Here is a 14,887-nt window from a genome sequence, read left to right as displayed (position 1 = left end):
CCGTTTCCCAGTGGAAAACATGGACAGGCAAAAGTGTAGCGGTATTAGGAACAGCTATTTAGCCATACGGTTAGAGACACCTCGTTATACACAAGTCCGCAACGCCTTATATGCCAAGGGTTAGCGGGCTGAAATAGGCAGCCGGTGGGGTTGTAAATGAAGTGAAACCGACGTGTACTATCGCCATTTACGGCGCTGAAAAATGATACGGGATTCAGATGGCTGGGCACACCAAGAACTGGAAGGGGTAAATCTTGGTGACACGAGGCTCAATAAGCGTGCCAAAGGGCTTTTGATACGGCTGGCTGAGAATCCGCAAGCCAGCATTCCGCATGCGTGCCTCGGATGGTCTGAGACGCTGGGTGCTTACCGCTTCATGGAGAACCAAGCATTCGAATGGCGAGACATTCTGCAACCTCACTGGCAGCGTACGCAGGAAAGGATCCGAGAACACGAGGTTGTGCTGTGTATCCAAGACACTACCGAGCTTGACTTCAACGGGCAGCAAATCCAAGGCTTGGGTCCCTTGAACTACGAAGCCAGGCGTGGTCTGTACCTGCATCCGACCTACGCGGTCAGTCCGGATCGCGTGGGGTTGGGCGTACTGGATGCGTGGATGTGGGCAAGAGAGCCGAAGGATGCAGACGGAAAACGCGATGGGCTCAAGGAGAGTACGCGCTGGCTCGAGGGATACGAGCGAGTTGCTGAACTCGCCTCGGAGTTGCCAAACACACGTCTGGTGTACTTAGCCGATCGCGAAGCGGATATCAAGGCGTTGATGCAGCTCGCTGATGACCTTGGCACTCCGGCTGACTGGTTGATCCGCTCGACTCATAATCGCAGTCTGGACTGTAATGAGAAGCTTTGGCAGAAGGTTGGAAAGACCGTGCCGGTGGGAGAAATCCAATTCGTTATGGCGGCTCGCGCGGGGCAGAAGGCGCGTACGGTGAAACAGGCGCTGCGCGTGAAGCGAGTGTCGCTGCGTTGCGGGTTGGCAGTGACTTGTGTGATAGCCAAGGAAATTGAGCCGCCAGCAGGCGTGAAGCCGGTCGAGTGGCGGTTGCTGAGCAATCGCGTACCTGAAGGACGAGAAGATATCGTGGAGCTGATCGACTGGTATCGGGCTAGATGGGAAATCGAGATGTTCTTCAATGTGCTGAAGAACGGCTGCTGTGTCGAAGCGTTACAGTTATCGACCGTGGATCGCATTGAGCGGGCATTGGCGCTGTTCATGATCGTGGCATGGCGCATCGCCTATTTAATGCGTATGGGACGAACCTGTCCAGAGCTGGACGCAATGTTGTTCTTTGATTCCGACGAGACTCATGGAGCTTACCTACTGATGAACAAGCGTATGCCCAAGGGCCGCCCTAAGCTAAACGAAGTATTGCGCTTAGTTGCGCAACTCGGAGGCTTTCTTGCTCGAAAAGGCGACGGTGAACCAGGCGCAAAAACTATCTGGAAAGGCTTGCAGAAAGTCATGACGGCCGCCGAAACGCTACGCGCGCTCAGGCACGAACAGAGATGTGTATAACGAGGTGGGTTAGAGAACCGCGCTGCTTGAGGGCCTTGTTATAGGAGGGCCAGTTAGTGATTTTAAAATTTTGTTTTGCCATGGAGACCTGATGTTGAAACAACTATGGTGATCTGATCCGATGATTACCCAAACTTTCTATTTATTCAACAAAGCCCTTGTAAATGCAAACAAGCCGCTAAACACCCAAAAAGAACACAACAGAAAATTGCTTCAGAACCGGCTTTTATAAACAGCGAGAGTTCACCGTTAAACCAATAACACGCCAAAGAAAACACGTTAAAAATAGCTAAAAACAATACCACAAACAGGGTAGCGGCTATATTACGCCTGCAATCCCCTACAATAAATTGTATTAGTCGCGACTTGATCTGACACTGGACCTTGAAAGGTTGAGAGTTACCGGTTTTGATATGGGTGTCGAATACTTATACAAAACACGAGGTAACTCTCATGCTTCATACTAACAATCCCATCATCAAACACAAAGCCGGCCTGCTCAATCTCGCCGAAGAACTCGGTAACGTATCAAAAGCCTGTAAAATCATGGGGGTGTCACGCGACACGTTTTATCGCTATCAGGAACTGGCGGCAAAAGGCGGCATTGACGCTCTGGTTAACCAAAACCGCCGGGTTCCCAACCTGAAAAACCGTGCTGATGAAGCCACTGAACGTGCGGTTGTTGATTACGCCATTGAGTTCCCGGCTCATGGCAAGCACCGGACCAGTAATGAGCTGCGTAAAAAAGGCGTCTTCATTTCTGGCAGCGGTGTGCGCTCCATCTGGCAACGACACGATCTGGAAAACTTTCGTAAGCGCCTGAAGGCACTTGAGGAAAAAGTTGCCAGAGAAGGCATCGTACTTACTGATGCTCAAATCGCTGCACTGGAGAAGAAGGCGCACGACGACGAAGCCTGTGGTGAAATAGAGACTGCTCACCCGGGTTATCTGGGGTCGCAGGACACCTTCTACGTGGGTAATCTGAAAGGTGTTGGCCGTATCTACCAGCAGACGTTCGTGGATACGTACTCGAAAGTGGCGCACTGCAAGCTTTACACGAGTAAAGCACCGATCTCTGCCGCCGACCTGCTCAATGATCGCGTGCTGCCGTTCTACGAAGCTCAGGGGCTGCCAATGCTAAGAATACTGACGGACAGGGGGACGGAATACTGCGGTAAAGTGGAACAACATGACTATCAGCTGTACTTGGCTATCAACGATATAGACCATACGAAAACGAAAGCGATGTCTCCGCAGACAAACGGTATCTGCGAGCGCTTCCATAAAACTATTTTGCAGGATTTTTATCAGGTTGCGTTCCGTAAGACGTTATACGAGGACCTAGAAAGTCTACAAAAGGATCTGGACAACTGGTTGTGGCATTACAATAATGAGCGAACTCATCAGGGTAAAATGTGCTGCGGGCGTACGCCAATGGCCACGTTACTTGATGGTAAACGAGTCTGGGCAGAAAAAAATCTGAACCAGATTTAATCTGACAGACACCTGTATAAATAACCGGTAACTGTCAGATCAGGTCTGAGCTAATACAAATAAATAGGTTTTTACGTGACACAGATTGTGTTTTTGGTTTCAAATCAACTTTCCCCTTTCGGCGCACCTTTGGTGAAAATTGATGTGGCGCAATTTAAGCGTATTTCCCCATCGATAGCCCATATCGTTATACACATCTTTCTAACGCACTTTTTAATCAATGAGTTACGGGTTTATCTCAGAGTGGCATTTTGAACCTCAAAAAGCCAATGGGATGGCTTGAATGCCTTAATTCACGGGGTTCTGAGCATCCTGTTCAAAAAATGGCCAAAAGATGTGTATAACGATATGTCGATAGCCAGCTTAAGATTTTGATCTGACGCAAATAGCACACCCAATGTTAATTTCTGGTTTACCAGGTTTTCGCCATACGATTACTTGTTAAATAAATGTAGAAATAGACTTAACAATAGCATCAATTAGCAAACGGTAATGCCTTCAAATAGTTGGCTTTTGTGATATTCTGCCGCTATTTGAGGTTTCCACGTGGTTACTGTTTTTGTTCATTGCCCTCGCTGCCATTCAGATAAAGTTTATCGACATGGTCTTAGTCCAACTAAGCGCGAACGCTTCCGGTGTCACTGCTGTCGCCGTGTATTCCAGCTTACCTACCGCTATGAAGCGCGAAAGCCGGGAGTCAAAGAGCAGATCGTTGATATGGCCTTCAACGGTGCCGGTGTTCGCGATACCGCCAGAACGTTGAAAATCGGCATCAATACGGTCATCCGGGCTTTAAAAAGCTCTCGCCCCGCAGGATAACGTCTTCTCCCGTTGCTCACGCCGACGTCGCCCTTATCTGTGAACTTGATGAGCAATGGAGCTTCGTTGGCAGTAAGGCGCTACAGCACTGGCTCTGGTACGCTTACAATACCAAAACGGGCGGTGTTCTGGCCTACACTTTTGGCCCCCGAACCGATGAGACCTGCCGTGAATTGCTGACTCTGTTGACACCGTTCAACATCGGCATGATTACCAGTGACAACTGGGGCAGCTATGCAAGAGAGGTTCCGAAGCAGAAACATCTGACTGGCAAGATCTTCACGCAACGCATAGAGCGCAATAACCTGACGCTCCGTACCCGCATTAAACGACTGGCGCGTAAAACGATTTGCTTCTCGCGCTCCGTCGAGATCCACGAAAAAGTCATCGGAGCCTTCATCGAAAAGCACATATTCTACTAATTGGAGTCATTACCTAGCAAACCAATTTTTGACTTGCTCGCGCAGATTTAATTTAACGCACTATCAAGCGTAGATGATTTAATCATAACCACATTGTTTAAATTGTTAATTTAATGTTGCTACGGTTAATATATTGAGCGATGAGTTAATAACGGTTCTTAATTATTTTTTGTTTTCATCTTTTATTACTGTACTGGCAATAAAAAAGGGCCATCCAAAGATGGCCCCCAGGCTGCTGGCAAATCACTTTACCTCTCGTCATCCTCCTCGAAAGCCAAGGATCTCTGCCAGAAAAAACGCGTCCTACCAGCACGAGATTCCCGCTTTCGCGGGAATGCCGATGGCGAGCGTGTGTCACTGTTTAAGGTTGGTTCATCAGCAACAACACGCGCTTATGGCAAGGCACTAACGCGCCAACACATCTTTCACGGCATCGCCGATATCCGCCAGGCTGCGCACCGTTTTCACACCAGCCGCTTCCAGCTCCGCAAATTTATCATCCGCCGTGCCTTTACCACCCGCAATGATGGCACCTGCATGGCCCATACGCTTGCCCTTTGGTGCCGTCACACCGGCGATGTACCCTACCACCGGTTTGGTGACATGCGCTTTGATATAGGCTGCCGCTTCCTCTTCCGCCGTGCCACCGATTTCACCGATCATCACGATGGCCTCGGTTTGTGGATCCTGTTCGAACAACGCCAGAATATCGATAAAGTTGGAACCCGGAATCGGGTCACCGCCGATACCAACACAGCTTGACTGACCAAGCCCGGTGTCGGTGGTCTGTTTCACCGCTTCGTAGGTTAGCGTTCCTGAACGAGAAACGATCCCCACCTTGCCCGGTTTATGAATATGGCCGGGCATAATGCCGATTTTGCACTCACCGGGGGTGATAACGCCCGGACAGTTAGGCCCAATCATCCGCACGCCGCTCTGTTCCAGCTTCACCTTCACGGTCAGCATATCCAGCGTCGGAATACCTTCAGTGATACAGATGATCAGTTCAATTCCCGCATCAATCGCTTCCAGAATTGAGTCTTTGCAAAACGGTGCCGGGACGTAAATCACCGAAGCCGTCGCGCCGGTCGATTCCACCGCTTCGCGCACGGTATTGAACACCGGTAAGCCCAAATGTTCTGTGCCGCCCTTACCGGGCGTCACGCCGCCCACGAGCTTGGTACCATAAGCGAGTGCTTGCTCAGAGTGGAAGGAGCCTTGGCTGCCGGTGAATCCCTGGCAAATGACTTTAGTGTGCTTATCAATCAGAATAGACATTATTTACCCTCCGCTGCCTTCACAACCTGCTGAGCTGCATCTGTCAAACTGGTGGCGGCGATGATATTCAGGCCGCTGTCTGCAAGTTTCTTGGCACCCAGTTCCGCATTGTTTCCTTCCAGGCGCACCACCACAGGTACGTTAACGCCCACTTCGGCTACCGCACCGATGATGCCGTCAGCGATCAAATCACAGCGCACGATACCGCCAAAGATATTGACCAGTACCGCTTTCACGTTGTCGTCGGAGAGAATGATTTTAAAGGCTTCGGTCACACGCTCTTTGGTTGCACCACCGCCCACATCCAGGAAGTTGGCCGGCGCACCGCCATGCAGTTTGACGATGTCCATGGTGCCCATGGCAAGACCCGCACCGTTCACCATGCAACCAGTGTTGCCATCAAGCGCCACATAGTTCAGTTCCCACTGTGCAGCATGCGCTTCGCGAGAATCTTCCTGGCTCGGATCGCGCATTTCGCGCAGCTCCGGCTGGCGGAACAGCGCATTGCCGTCAGCGCCGAGTTTACCGTCCAGACAGACCAGATCGCCCTGCTTGGTGATCACCAACGGGTTAATCTCCACCAGTGCCAGATCGCGTTCCAGGAACAGGGTCGCCAGACCCATGAAAATCTTGGTGAACTGCGCCACTTGCTTGCCGCTCAGCCCCAGTTTAAAGGCCAACTCACGCCCCTGATAAGGCTGCGGGCCGGTCAATGGGTCGAGCGCGGCTTTATGAATCAGTTCCGGCGTTTCTTCCGCCACTTTTTCAATTTCCACCCCACCTTCGGTTGAGGCCATAAACACCACACGACGCGTAGCGCGATCGACCACGGCACCGAGGTAGAGTTCTTGATCGATGTCGGTTGCGGCTTCCACCAGAATCTGATGCACAGGCTGGCCTTGCGCATCCGTTTGGTAGGTCACCAAACGTTTGCCCAGCCAATTTTCCGCAAACGCGCGAATATCTTCTTTGCTGCTCACCACTTTTACGCCGCCCGCTTTACCGCGGCCACCCGCATGTACCTGACATTTCACTACCCACGGACCGGCACCAATTTTCGAGGCGGCCTCTTCTGCTTCGCGCGGCGTGGTGCAGGCATAACCGGTCGGCGCCGGCAGGCCATATCGAGCAAAGAGCTGTTTTGCCTGATATTCATGTAAATTCATGATGTTCTATCCATCTCGGTTTGAAGATAAGTCGCATGACTTTCTTGATATTATTGGATAACGCCGCCAAAGGCGGCTGCATAGCACAAAGTAAACCAATACCTTCACCGTATGACCGCCGCTCGGCAGGCGCGGCGGTCTACGCCATCACGCGCTATACATCGAGCAGCAGGCGTGTTGGATCTTCCAGCATCTCTTTTACCGTGACCAAAAAGCCCACGGATTCACGACCATCGATCAACCGGTGATCGTAAGAAAGCGCCAGGTACATCATCGGCAGAATCACCACCTGACCATCCACGGCCATCGGTCTGTCTTTAATGGCATGCATGCCCAGAATCGCACTCTGTGGCGGGTTGATGATAGGGGTGGACATCAGGGAACCGAACACGCCACCGTTGGTAATAGTAAAATTACCGCCGGTCAGTTCTTCTACCGTCAGCTTGCCATCGCGCCCTTTTACTGCGAGATCTTTGATTTTCTTCTCAACGTCAGCCATGCCCAGCGCATCAACATAGCGTAGCACTGGCGTAACCAGACCGCGCGGCGTGGAGACGGCGATGCTGACATCGAAATAGTTGTGGTACACCACATCTTCGCCGTCGATGGAGGCGTTCACCTCAGGATAGCGTTTCAGCGCTTCCACCACGGCTTTGATGTAGAACGACATAAAGCCCAGACGCACGCCGTGGCGTTTTTCAAACGCTTCGCCGTACTGCTGACGCAGATCCATAATCGGTTTCATGTTGACTTCGTTAAAGGTCGTCAACATGGCGGTACTGTTTTTCGCTTCGAGCATGCGTTCAGCAACCCGCTTACGCAGCCGCGTCATTGGCACGCGTTTTTCGCTGCGATGAGCCAGCGCCGGTGCAGCATCTGCGGCTTTCTCTGCTTTTTTGTCGCTGCCGCTGGCAGCCTGCGCTGCCAGATGTTTTTCGACATCTTCACGCGTGATACGGCCACCCACACCACTGCCTTTAATCGCAGCCGCATCCAGACCGTGCTCACCGATCAGGCGACGAATCGCCGGGCTGAGCGCGTCGCTGTTCTCTTCGGTCAACCCTGCGGTATGGCGCTGGGCAGGCGTAGACTCTTTGCTCTGCGCTTTCTCGCTGGTTTCCTTGCCGGAGCTATCGCCACGGCGCAGACGCCCAAGAATTTGGCGCGATGTAACCGTAGCGCCTTCGCTTTCCAGCACGGCATCCAGCACACCCGCTTCTGGTGCAGGCACTTCCAACACCACTTTATCCGTTTCAATTTCGACCAGCACTTCATCACGCTGGACGCTGTCACCCGGCTTTTTGTGCCAGGTCGCCACGGAAGCATCAGCTACAGATTCGGGAAGGTCAGGGACAAGAATATCTACGCTACTCATTATCTATCCTTTTATTTAATCAACGTTCAGCGCGTCGTTAACCAGATCTTGCTGTTGTTTCTGATGCACAGACATATAACCGACCGCTGGAGAGGCGGAGGCCGGGCGTCCGGCGTAACGCAAAGACGCTCCAAAGGGAATCACTTCGCGGAAATGGTGCTGGCTGCAATACCATGCCCCCTGATTGAGCGGCTCTTCCTGACACCAGACAAAATCATGCACGTGTGCGAACGGCGCTAACGCCGCCTGCACCGCCTGCTGCGGGAACGGGTAGAGTTGTTCGATGCGCACAATCGCCACGTTGTTCTGTTCATTCTTACGACGCTGTTCCAATAAATCATAGTAGACCTTGCCGGAACAGAGCACGACGCGCTTCACTCCTTGCGGATCAAGTTCGTCAATTTCACCGATAGCCGGCTGGAACGCGCCGTTAGCCAACTCTTCCAGCGAGGAGATCGCCAGCGGATGGCGCAACAGCGATTTCGGCGACATCACCACCAGCGGACGCCGCATACCGCGCAGCGCCTGACGACGCAACATATGGTAAACCTGCGCCGGCGTCGACGGAATGCACACCTGCATGTTTTGCTCGGCACACAGTTGCAGATAACGCTCGAGGCGCGCTGAGGAGTGCTCAGGGCCTTGACCTTCATAGCCATGCGGCAGCAGCATCACCAGGCCGCACATGCGTCCCCACTTCTGCTCACCGGAGCTGATGAACTGATCGATCACCACTTGAGCACCGTTGGCGAAATCACCGAACTGCGCTTCCCAAATGGTCAACGTGCGCGGCTCTGCCGTGGCATAGCCGTATTCAAACGCCAGAATCGCCTCTTCGGACAACACCGAGTCCCACACGTTAAAGGTGCCCTGCGCATTATGCACGTGTTCCAGTGGTGTGTAGCTCGAGCCATTCTTTTGGTTATGCACCACGGCATGGCGGTGGAAGAAGGTGCCACGGCCACTGTCTTCACCGGAAATACGAATAGGAATGCCATCATCCACCAGTGTGGCGTAGGCCAGTGTTTCTGCGCCGCCCCAATCAAAGGGCTTGTTACCCAGCGCCATTTCGGCACGATCGGCATACACCTTGACGACGCGCGGATGCATTTCAATGGCTTCCGGCACTTCACTGATGCGTTTTGCCAATTCTTGCAGGCGTTTCATCTCTACCTTGTGCGGATAAGGCTCATCCCACTCGTGGTTAAGGTAAGGCGTCCAGGTGAAGGATTGCATGTCCATTTCACGCCACTCTTCCACCACGCACTCTCCTGCATCCAGCGCGTCGCGATACAGGTTAACCTGCTCGGTGGCGTCCTCCAGCGTGATGCTTTTTTCCAGTTCCAGGCGATCGGCATACACCTTACGCGGCGTCGGGTGTTTTTTGATCTTCTGGTACATCATCGGCTGCGTCGCACTTGGCTCATCCGCTTCGTTGTGACCATGGCGGCGATAACAAATCAGATCAATAAACACATCGCGTTTGAATTCATTGCGGAAATCCAACGCCAGGCGCGTCACATAAGCGACCGCTTCCGGATCGTCAGCGTTAACGTGGAAAATTGGCGCCTGCACCATTTTGCCAATGTCGGTGCAATATTCCGTGGAACGAATATCCAGCGGGTTGGAAGTGGTAAAACCGATGCGGTTGTTGATCACGATACGCAACGTACCGCCCACTTCATAGCCACGCACGGTGGACATATTCAGCAGTTCCTGCACCACGCCCTGCCCGCTGATGGCCGCATCGCCATGAATCGTCACTGGCAACACGCGCGGACCGCTCTCACTGCTGAGACGATCGAGGCGTGCACGCACGGAACCGGTTACCACCGGGCTGACAATCTCAAGGTGCGAGGGGTTAAACGCCAGCGCCAAATGCACCAGACCGCCTTCGGTGGCAAATTCGGACGAAAAGCCCTGATGGTATTTCACATCACCGGTGCCGAGATGCTCTTTATGCTTACCAGCAAATTCATAGAACAAATCCTGTGGCTTTTTCCCCAACACGTTAACCAGAACATTGAGGCGGCCACGGTGCGCCATGCCCAGCACCACTTCACGCGTGCCGTTGTTGCCAGCATGGCGGATCATCTCTTTGAGCATCGGCACCAGCGCATCGCCACCTTCCAGCGAGAAGCGTTTAGCACCCGGATATTTGGCTCCTAAATAGCGCTCCAGCCCTTCCGCCGCCGTTAGCTCTTTTAGGAAACGACGCTTCTCTTCCAAACTGAAAGAAGGCTGGCCGGTAATGGATTCGATACGCTGCTGAATCCAGCGTTTCTCATTGGTGCTGGTGATATGCATGTATTCGGCACCGATAGAACCGCAGTAGGTGCGCTTCAAGGCGTCATACAATTCACCGAGTTTCATGGTCTCTTTGCCGATGGCGAACGAGCCCACGTTATAGGTGTCCTGAAGGTCATCAGCCGTCAGGTTATGGTAAGCCAGATCCAATTCTGCAACTGGCGCTTGCGGGCGTAAATCGATCGGGTCCAGCTTGGCTTGCTGATGTCCACGGAAACGAAACGCGTTTATCAGCTGCAATACTTTGACCTGCTTGGCGTCAATGTAAGGATCGGTCACAGAGGAGCTAAAGCGCGAAGCATCTTTCGCCAGACGACGTAAATAGTCGCGCGTTTTGGAATGCAGTTGATCGGGTTTGACCCCCGCCGTAGGCAACTGCTGGAAGATAGACCGCCAGCTAAGATCGATAGAATCCGGATCGGTTAAAAAATCTTCATAGAGCTGTTCTATGTAGGACTGGTTCGCGCCCGCCAGATAGGAGGAATCCAGCCAGGCCTTCATTGCGCCGTTCTGCATTGTGATCCCTTAAGCTAATAAGCTTCAGTTTTCGCCGTGGTTAACATGTCCTGTGCCGTAAAAAAATCAGGCACCGTAAACGGTTCATTCCCTGTCAGATTCGCAGGGCCAGGGTGTCCTTCCCCTTTAAAGAACCTTTAAAAACCGGTTTGGCGCACAAGCCCGTTTTTAAAGGTTTCCTATCATCCCCCCGCAGCGAGCCGGGGGGATAATCATGTTACGTCTTACCACTGCACAATACGGCAGTTTTACCTCTGCGCCGCGCCGTAATTTCTCTGCGCGGCGGCGCTTACGCTGTTTCGCGGTGCGCCTTAGGCACTGCGTTGCAACAACATCGATTTGATGTGACCAATCGCCCGCGTTGGGTTAAGGCCTTTCGGGCAGACATTAACGCAGTTCATGATGCTGTGGCAGCGGAATACACTGAATGCATCATCCAGCGAATCCAGGCGCGGCTTGGTTTCCGTATCACGGCTGTCGATCAGGAAACGGTAAGCTGCCAGTAGCCCCGCCGGGCCCACAAATTTATCCGGGTTCCACCAGAAAGACGGACAAGACGTGGAACAGCAGGCGCACATGATGCACTCATACAATCCATCCAGCTTGGCACGCTGGTCCGGTGACTGCAAATGTTCACGCGCCGGTGGATTCTGCTCATTATTCAACAAGTAAGGCTTTATTTTCTCATATTGGGCATAGAACTGTCCCATGTCCACCACCAAATCACGGATTACCGGCAATCCCGGCAGCGGACGGATAACAATTTTACCTTTGGCCCGTTGCAGCGCCGAAACCGGCGTGATGCAAGCCAGCCCGTTTTTGCCGTTCATGTTAAGGCCGTCAGAACCACACACCCCTTCACGGCAAGAACGGCGGAACGCCAGCGTAGGATCTTGCTCTTTCAGTTGGATCAGCGCGTCAAGCAGCATCATGTCGCGCCCTTCTTCCGCCTCCAGGGTGTAATCCTGCATGTGCGGTGCGTCATCGACATCCGGGTTATAGCGATAAATTGAAAATTCAAGTTTCATCGTGCCATCTCCGCGACATTAATAAGTACGTATTTTCGGCGGAAACGCCGGACGTAATTTAGGCTGCATGTTCACCTCGCGGCGCGTCATGCTCTCATGTTGCGGCAAATACAACGAATGACACAACCAGTTTTCATCATCGCGATCCGGATAATCGAAGCGGCTATGCGCACCGCGGCTTTCGGTGCGGTAATTGGCGGAGACGGCCGTGGCATAGGCAGTTTCCATCAGGTTATCCAACTCGAGACATTCAATGCGCTGGGTATTGAACTCAGTAGAGGTGTCATCAAGGCGCGCATTTTTCAGGCGCTCGCGAATCACCTTCAGCTCTTCCAACCCTTTCGCCATTGCATCCCCTTCCCGGAACACCGAGAAGTTGTTCTGCATGCAGGATTGCAATGCCTTGCGGATTTCCACCGGATCTTCTCCGGTGCGGTTATTGTTCCAGCGATTCAGGCGTTCCAGTGCAGCCTCGACATCGCTGTCGCTGGCATCGCGCAGTTCACCCTGCTCTTGTAATGATTCTTGTAAATGCATGCCCGCAGAGCGGCCAAACACCACCAAGTCGAGCAGCGAGTTACCGCCCAGACGGTTAGCACCGTGCACGGAAACGCAGGCAATTTCACCTACGGCGAACAGCCCCGGCACCACCACATTTTCACCCTTTTCATTGACCGTCAACGCCTGGCCACTCACCTTGGTGGGAATGCCTCCCATCATATAGTGGCAGGTGGGGATGACCGGAATCGGTTCTTTCACTGGATCGACATGCGCAAAGGTGCGAGACAGTTCCAGGATGCCCGGCAGGCGAGATTCCAGCACTTCTTTACCCAGATGATCGAGTTTCAGCTTGGCATGCGGGCCCCACGGACCGTCGCAGCCGCGCCCTTCACGGATTTCAATCATGATGGAACGCGCAACAACATCACGCCCGGCCAAATCTTTGGCGTTAGGCGCATAGCGCTCCATAAAACGCTCACCGTGCTTGTTGAGCAGATAGCCCCCTTCGCCACGGCAGCCTTCAGTGACCAGAACACCCGCGCCCGCAATCCCGGTCGGGTGGAACTGCCACATTTCCATATCCTGCACCGGCACACCGGCGCGTAATGCCATGCCGACGCCGTCGCCGGTATTGATGTGGGCATTGGTAGTCGATTGGTAAATGCGGCCTGCACCACCGGTAGCCAGTACCGTCGCGCGTGCTTTGAAATAAACCACTTCGCCGGTCTCAATACAGATAGCGGTACAACCTAATACAGCGCCATCCTGATTTTTAACCAGATCCAGCGCATACCATTCAGAAAAGATGGTGGTGTGGTTTTTCAGGTTTTGCTGATAGAGGGTATGCAACAGGGCGTGTCCGGTACGGTCTGCCGCCGCTGCGGTACGCGCTGCCTGCTCACCGCCGAAATTCTTCGATTGCCCGCCGAACGGACGCTGATAGATGCGACCGTCATCCAGACGAGAGAAAGGCAGCCCCATGTGCTCCAATTCCAGAATGGCTTCCGGGCCGGTTTTGCACATGTATTCGATGGCATCCTGATCGCCAATATAGTCCGACCCTTTTACAGTATCGTACATGTGCCATTCCCAGTTATCCTCATGGGTATTGCCCAGTGCCACGGTAATACCGCCTTGAGCAGACACGGTGTGCGAGCGCGTCGGGAACACCTTGGACAGCAGCGCACAGGAAAGTCCCATTTGGGAGATTTGCAACGCAGCGCGCATACCTGCGCCGCCTGCGCCGATAACAACGGCATCAAATTGCCTAATTGGTAAATTCATCACGCCCCCCACACCACAACGGTTCCATAAATAACGTACACCAGCAGCGCCACCACGATGGCGAATTGCAATATCAGACGCAACGCCAGCGGCTTGATGTAGTCAGTCAGCACTTGCCACATCCCTATCCAAGCGTGAACCAGGATGGCGAACAGCGTCAGCAGCGTGAACACTTTGGTGAGGGGCATCGCGAAGAAACCGCGCCAGACGGGATAGGTGATATCCCCCGCCGTCGCGATAAACCCCACGAGATAAATCACGTAGAGCACGATAACAATGGCAGAAGCGCGAATGAGTAGCCAATCGTGAACGCCATTACGTCCTAATGCAGAAGCATTGCTTACCATACGAGGACTCCAGCCAGTAGTGAAAGCACGACAGTAATGATAAAAGAGAGCCTTGCGGAACGGTTTCCCGACACGAGATCTTCTTCCAGAAAGCCAAAGTCCATCATCAGATGGCGTAATCCGCCAACAATGTGGTAGGCCAGCGCGGTGAGGATGCCCCACAGAATAAATTTAACAATCACGCTATCCAGAATGGCCGCGGCGTACAGGAACCCCTCTTCTGAAGCAAGAGATTGCCCGAGCAGCCACAGCAGGATGCCGACGGCCACAAAGGTAATGACGCCAGAGACACGGTGAAGAATTGAGGCTATCGCAGTTACGGGAAACTGAATCGCTTGCAGATCCAGATTGACAGGTCTTTGTTTTTTCACGTATTTTTCCACACACCTTTATTATTTTTCGTTCCTCCGGACCTGTAACTAGGTCAGACAGCGCGAAGAATGCAGCCACATGCTTCCGGGTGATACGTTGGCCTTAACGTCAACATCCCATGTTAAACGGCACATGACTTATTCACGCTGGGTGCTCCTACTTCAGGGGGTTCCGGAGACCTGACGCGAGTATAAGTACTTCACAATCTTATTACAATTAGCCCACAAATTGTTTAGTGACATTTCAGCTAAACAGTGAGTGAGATCACTTATTTCACCTTTTATATAAAATTAAACAACTCATTTGACATATATTAAACAATTAAATGACAAATAGGGCTGTAATATGAAAGTCGCCCGTTAAAGAATTCAAGATAGGCTTTCCCAAGCGAAATAACTTGTGTAACAGTGGAAAGTCGAATTCCACGTAGAAAGTCATGTTAAT

General features: G+C 52.6%; 11 protein-coding genes. 3 read left to right on the top strand and 8 right to left on the bottom strand.

Annotation, left to right across the window (positions count from 1 at the left end; all coding sequences use genetic code 11):
- The first annotated feature begins 202 nt into the window (after nucleotides 1-202).
- From ACWWJF_RS08115 to ACWWJF_RS08105, 3 genes are all read left to right on the top strand, one after another.
- The gene (locus ACWWJF_RS08115; protein WP_455869169.1) at nucleotides 203-1,534 is read left to right on the top strand and encodes an IS4 family transposase; all 1,332 of its coding nucleotides are present in this window, start codon (nucleotides 203-205) and stop codon (nucleotides 1,532-1,534) included.
- A 453-nt stretch (nucleotides 1,535-1,987) separates the two neighbouring features.
- Entirely contained in the window at nucleotides 1,988-3,028 is a 1,041-nt protein-coding gene (locus tag ACWWJF_RS08110; protein WP_455869168.1) for an IS481 family transposase, read from the top strand.
- A 546-nt stretch (nucleotides 3,029-3,574) separates the two neighbouring features.
- A protein-coding gene (locus tag ACWWJF_RS08105; RefSeq protein ID WP_455869167.1) for an IS1 family transposase occupies nucleotides 3,575-4,269 on the top strand; the annotation gives its coding sequence in 2 pieces (ribosomal slippage) (nucleotides 3,575-3,818 and nucleotides 3,818-4,269; 696 coding nt in all).
- Nucleotides 4,270-4,674: 405 nt separating this feature from the next.
- Here ACWWJF_RS08105 and sucD read toward each other — a convergent pair.
- From sucD to sdhC, 8 genes are all read right to left on the bottom strand, one after another.
- Nucleotides 4,675-5,547 carry a succinate--CoA ligase subunit alpha gene (gene sucD, locus ACWWJF_RS08100; protein ID WP_455869166.1) on the bottom strand — a complete coding sequence of 291 codons (873 nt, stop codon included), beginning with the start codon at nucleotides 5,545-5,547 and terminating at the stop codon, nucleotides 4,675-4,677.
- Complete coding sequence (gene sucC, locus ACWWJF_RS08095; RefSeq protein WP_455869165.1) at nucleotides 5,547-6,713, bottom strand: ADP-forming succinate--CoA ligase subunit beta; 1,167 nt, start codon at nucleotides 6,711-6,713, stop codon at nucleotides 5,547-5,549. Before sucC ends, sucD begins: the two co-directional genes overlap by 1 nt.
- A gap of 154 nt (nucleotides 6,714-6,867) precedes the next feature.
- Complete coding sequence (gene odhB, locus ACWWJF_RS08090; RefSeq protein WP_455869164.1) at nucleotides 6,868-8,088, bottom strand: 2-oxoglutarate dehydrogenase complex dihydrolipoyllysine-residue succinyltransferase; 1,221 nt, start codon at nucleotides 8,086-8,088, stop codon at nucleotides 6,868-6,870.
- 15 nt (nucleotides 8,089-8,103) lie between these two features.
- Nucleotides 8,104-10,911: a 2-oxoglutarate dehydrogenase E1 component gene (gene sucA, locus ACWWJF_RS08085; protein ID WP_455869163.1), complete on the bottom strand. Its 2,808-nt coding sequence runs from the start codon at nucleotides 10,909-10,911 to the stop codon at nucleotides 8,104-8,106.
- Nucleotides 10,912-11,222: 311 nt separating this feature from the next.
- A complete protein-coding gene (locus tag ACWWJF_RS08080; protein ID WP_455869162.1) occupies nucleotides 11,223-11,939 on the bottom strand; it encodes a succinate dehydrogenase iron-sulfur subunit in 717 nt (238 codons plus the stop codon).
- An 18-nt stretch (nucleotides 11,940-11,957) separates the two neighbouring features.
- Nucleotides 11,958-13,724, bottom strand: a complete 1,767-nt coding sequence (gene sdhA, locus ACWWJF_RS08075; RefSeq protein ID WP_455869161.1) for a succinate dehydrogenase flavoprotein subunit — start codon at nucleotides 13,722-13,724, stop codon at nucleotides 11,958-11,960.
- Nucleotides 13,724-14,071 carry a succinate dehydrogenase membrane anchor subunit gene (sdhD, locus tag ACWWJF_RS08070; RefSeq protein ID WP_455869160.1) on the bottom strand — a complete coding sequence of 116 codons (348 nt, stop codon included), beginning with the start codon at nucleotides 14,069-14,071 and terminating at the stop codon, nucleotides 13,724-13,726. Before sdhD ends, sdhA begins: the two co-directional genes overlap by 1 nt.
- Entirely contained in the window at nucleotides 14,065-14,454 is a 390-nt protein-coding gene (gene sdhC / locus ACWWJF_RS08065; protein WP_455869159.1) for a succinate dehydrogenase cytochrome b556 subunit, read from the bottom strand. The genes sdhD and sdhC overlap by 7 nt, the downstream gene beginning before the upstream one ends.
- Between the last annotated feature and the right edge of the window lie 433 nt (nucleotides 14,455-14,887).

The organism is Symbiopectobacterium sp. Eva_TO, assembly GCF_053848865.1.
The sequence above is the reverse complement of the archived record's forward strand: the minus strand, read 5'-3'. Positions and strand labels throughout refer to the sequence as shown.

Bases quoted from the DNA above. Each gene is read 5' to 3' on its own strand.
- ACWWJF_RS08115 (WP_455869169.1), top strand. From the start codon at position 203: ATGATACGGGATTCAGATGGCTGGGCACACCAAGAACTGGAAGGGGTA.
- ACWWJF_RS08110 (WP_455869168.1), top strand. From the start codon at position 1,988: ATGCTTCATACTAACAATCCCATCATCAAACACAAAGCCGGCCTGCTC.
- sucD (WP_455869166.1), bottom strand. From the start codon at position 5,547: ATGTCTATTCTGATTGATAAGCACACTAAAGTCATTTGCCAGGGATTC.
- sucC (WP_455869165.1), bottom strand. From the start codon at position 6,713: ATGAATTTACATGAATATCAGGCAAAACAGCTCTTTGCTCGATATGGC.
- odhB (WP_455869164.1), bottom strand. From the start codon at position 8,088: ATGAGTAGCGTAGATATTCTTGTCCCTGACCTTCCCGAATCTGTAGCT.
- sucA (WP_455869163.1), bottom strand. From the start codon at position 10,911: ATGCAGAACGGCGCAATGAAGGCCTGGCTGGATTCCTCCTATCTGGCG.
- ACWWJF_RS08080 (WP_455869162.1), bottom strand. From the start codon at position 11,939: ATGAAACTTGAATTTTCAATTTATCGCTATAACCCGGATGTCGATGAC.
- sdhA (WP_455869161.1), bottom strand. From the start codon at position 13,724: ATGAATTTACCAATTAGGCAATTTGATGCCGTTGTTATCGGCGCAGGC.
- sdhD (WP_455869160.1), bottom strand. From the start codon at position 14,071: ATGGTAAGCAATGCTTCTGCATTAGGACGTAATGGCGTTCACGATTGG.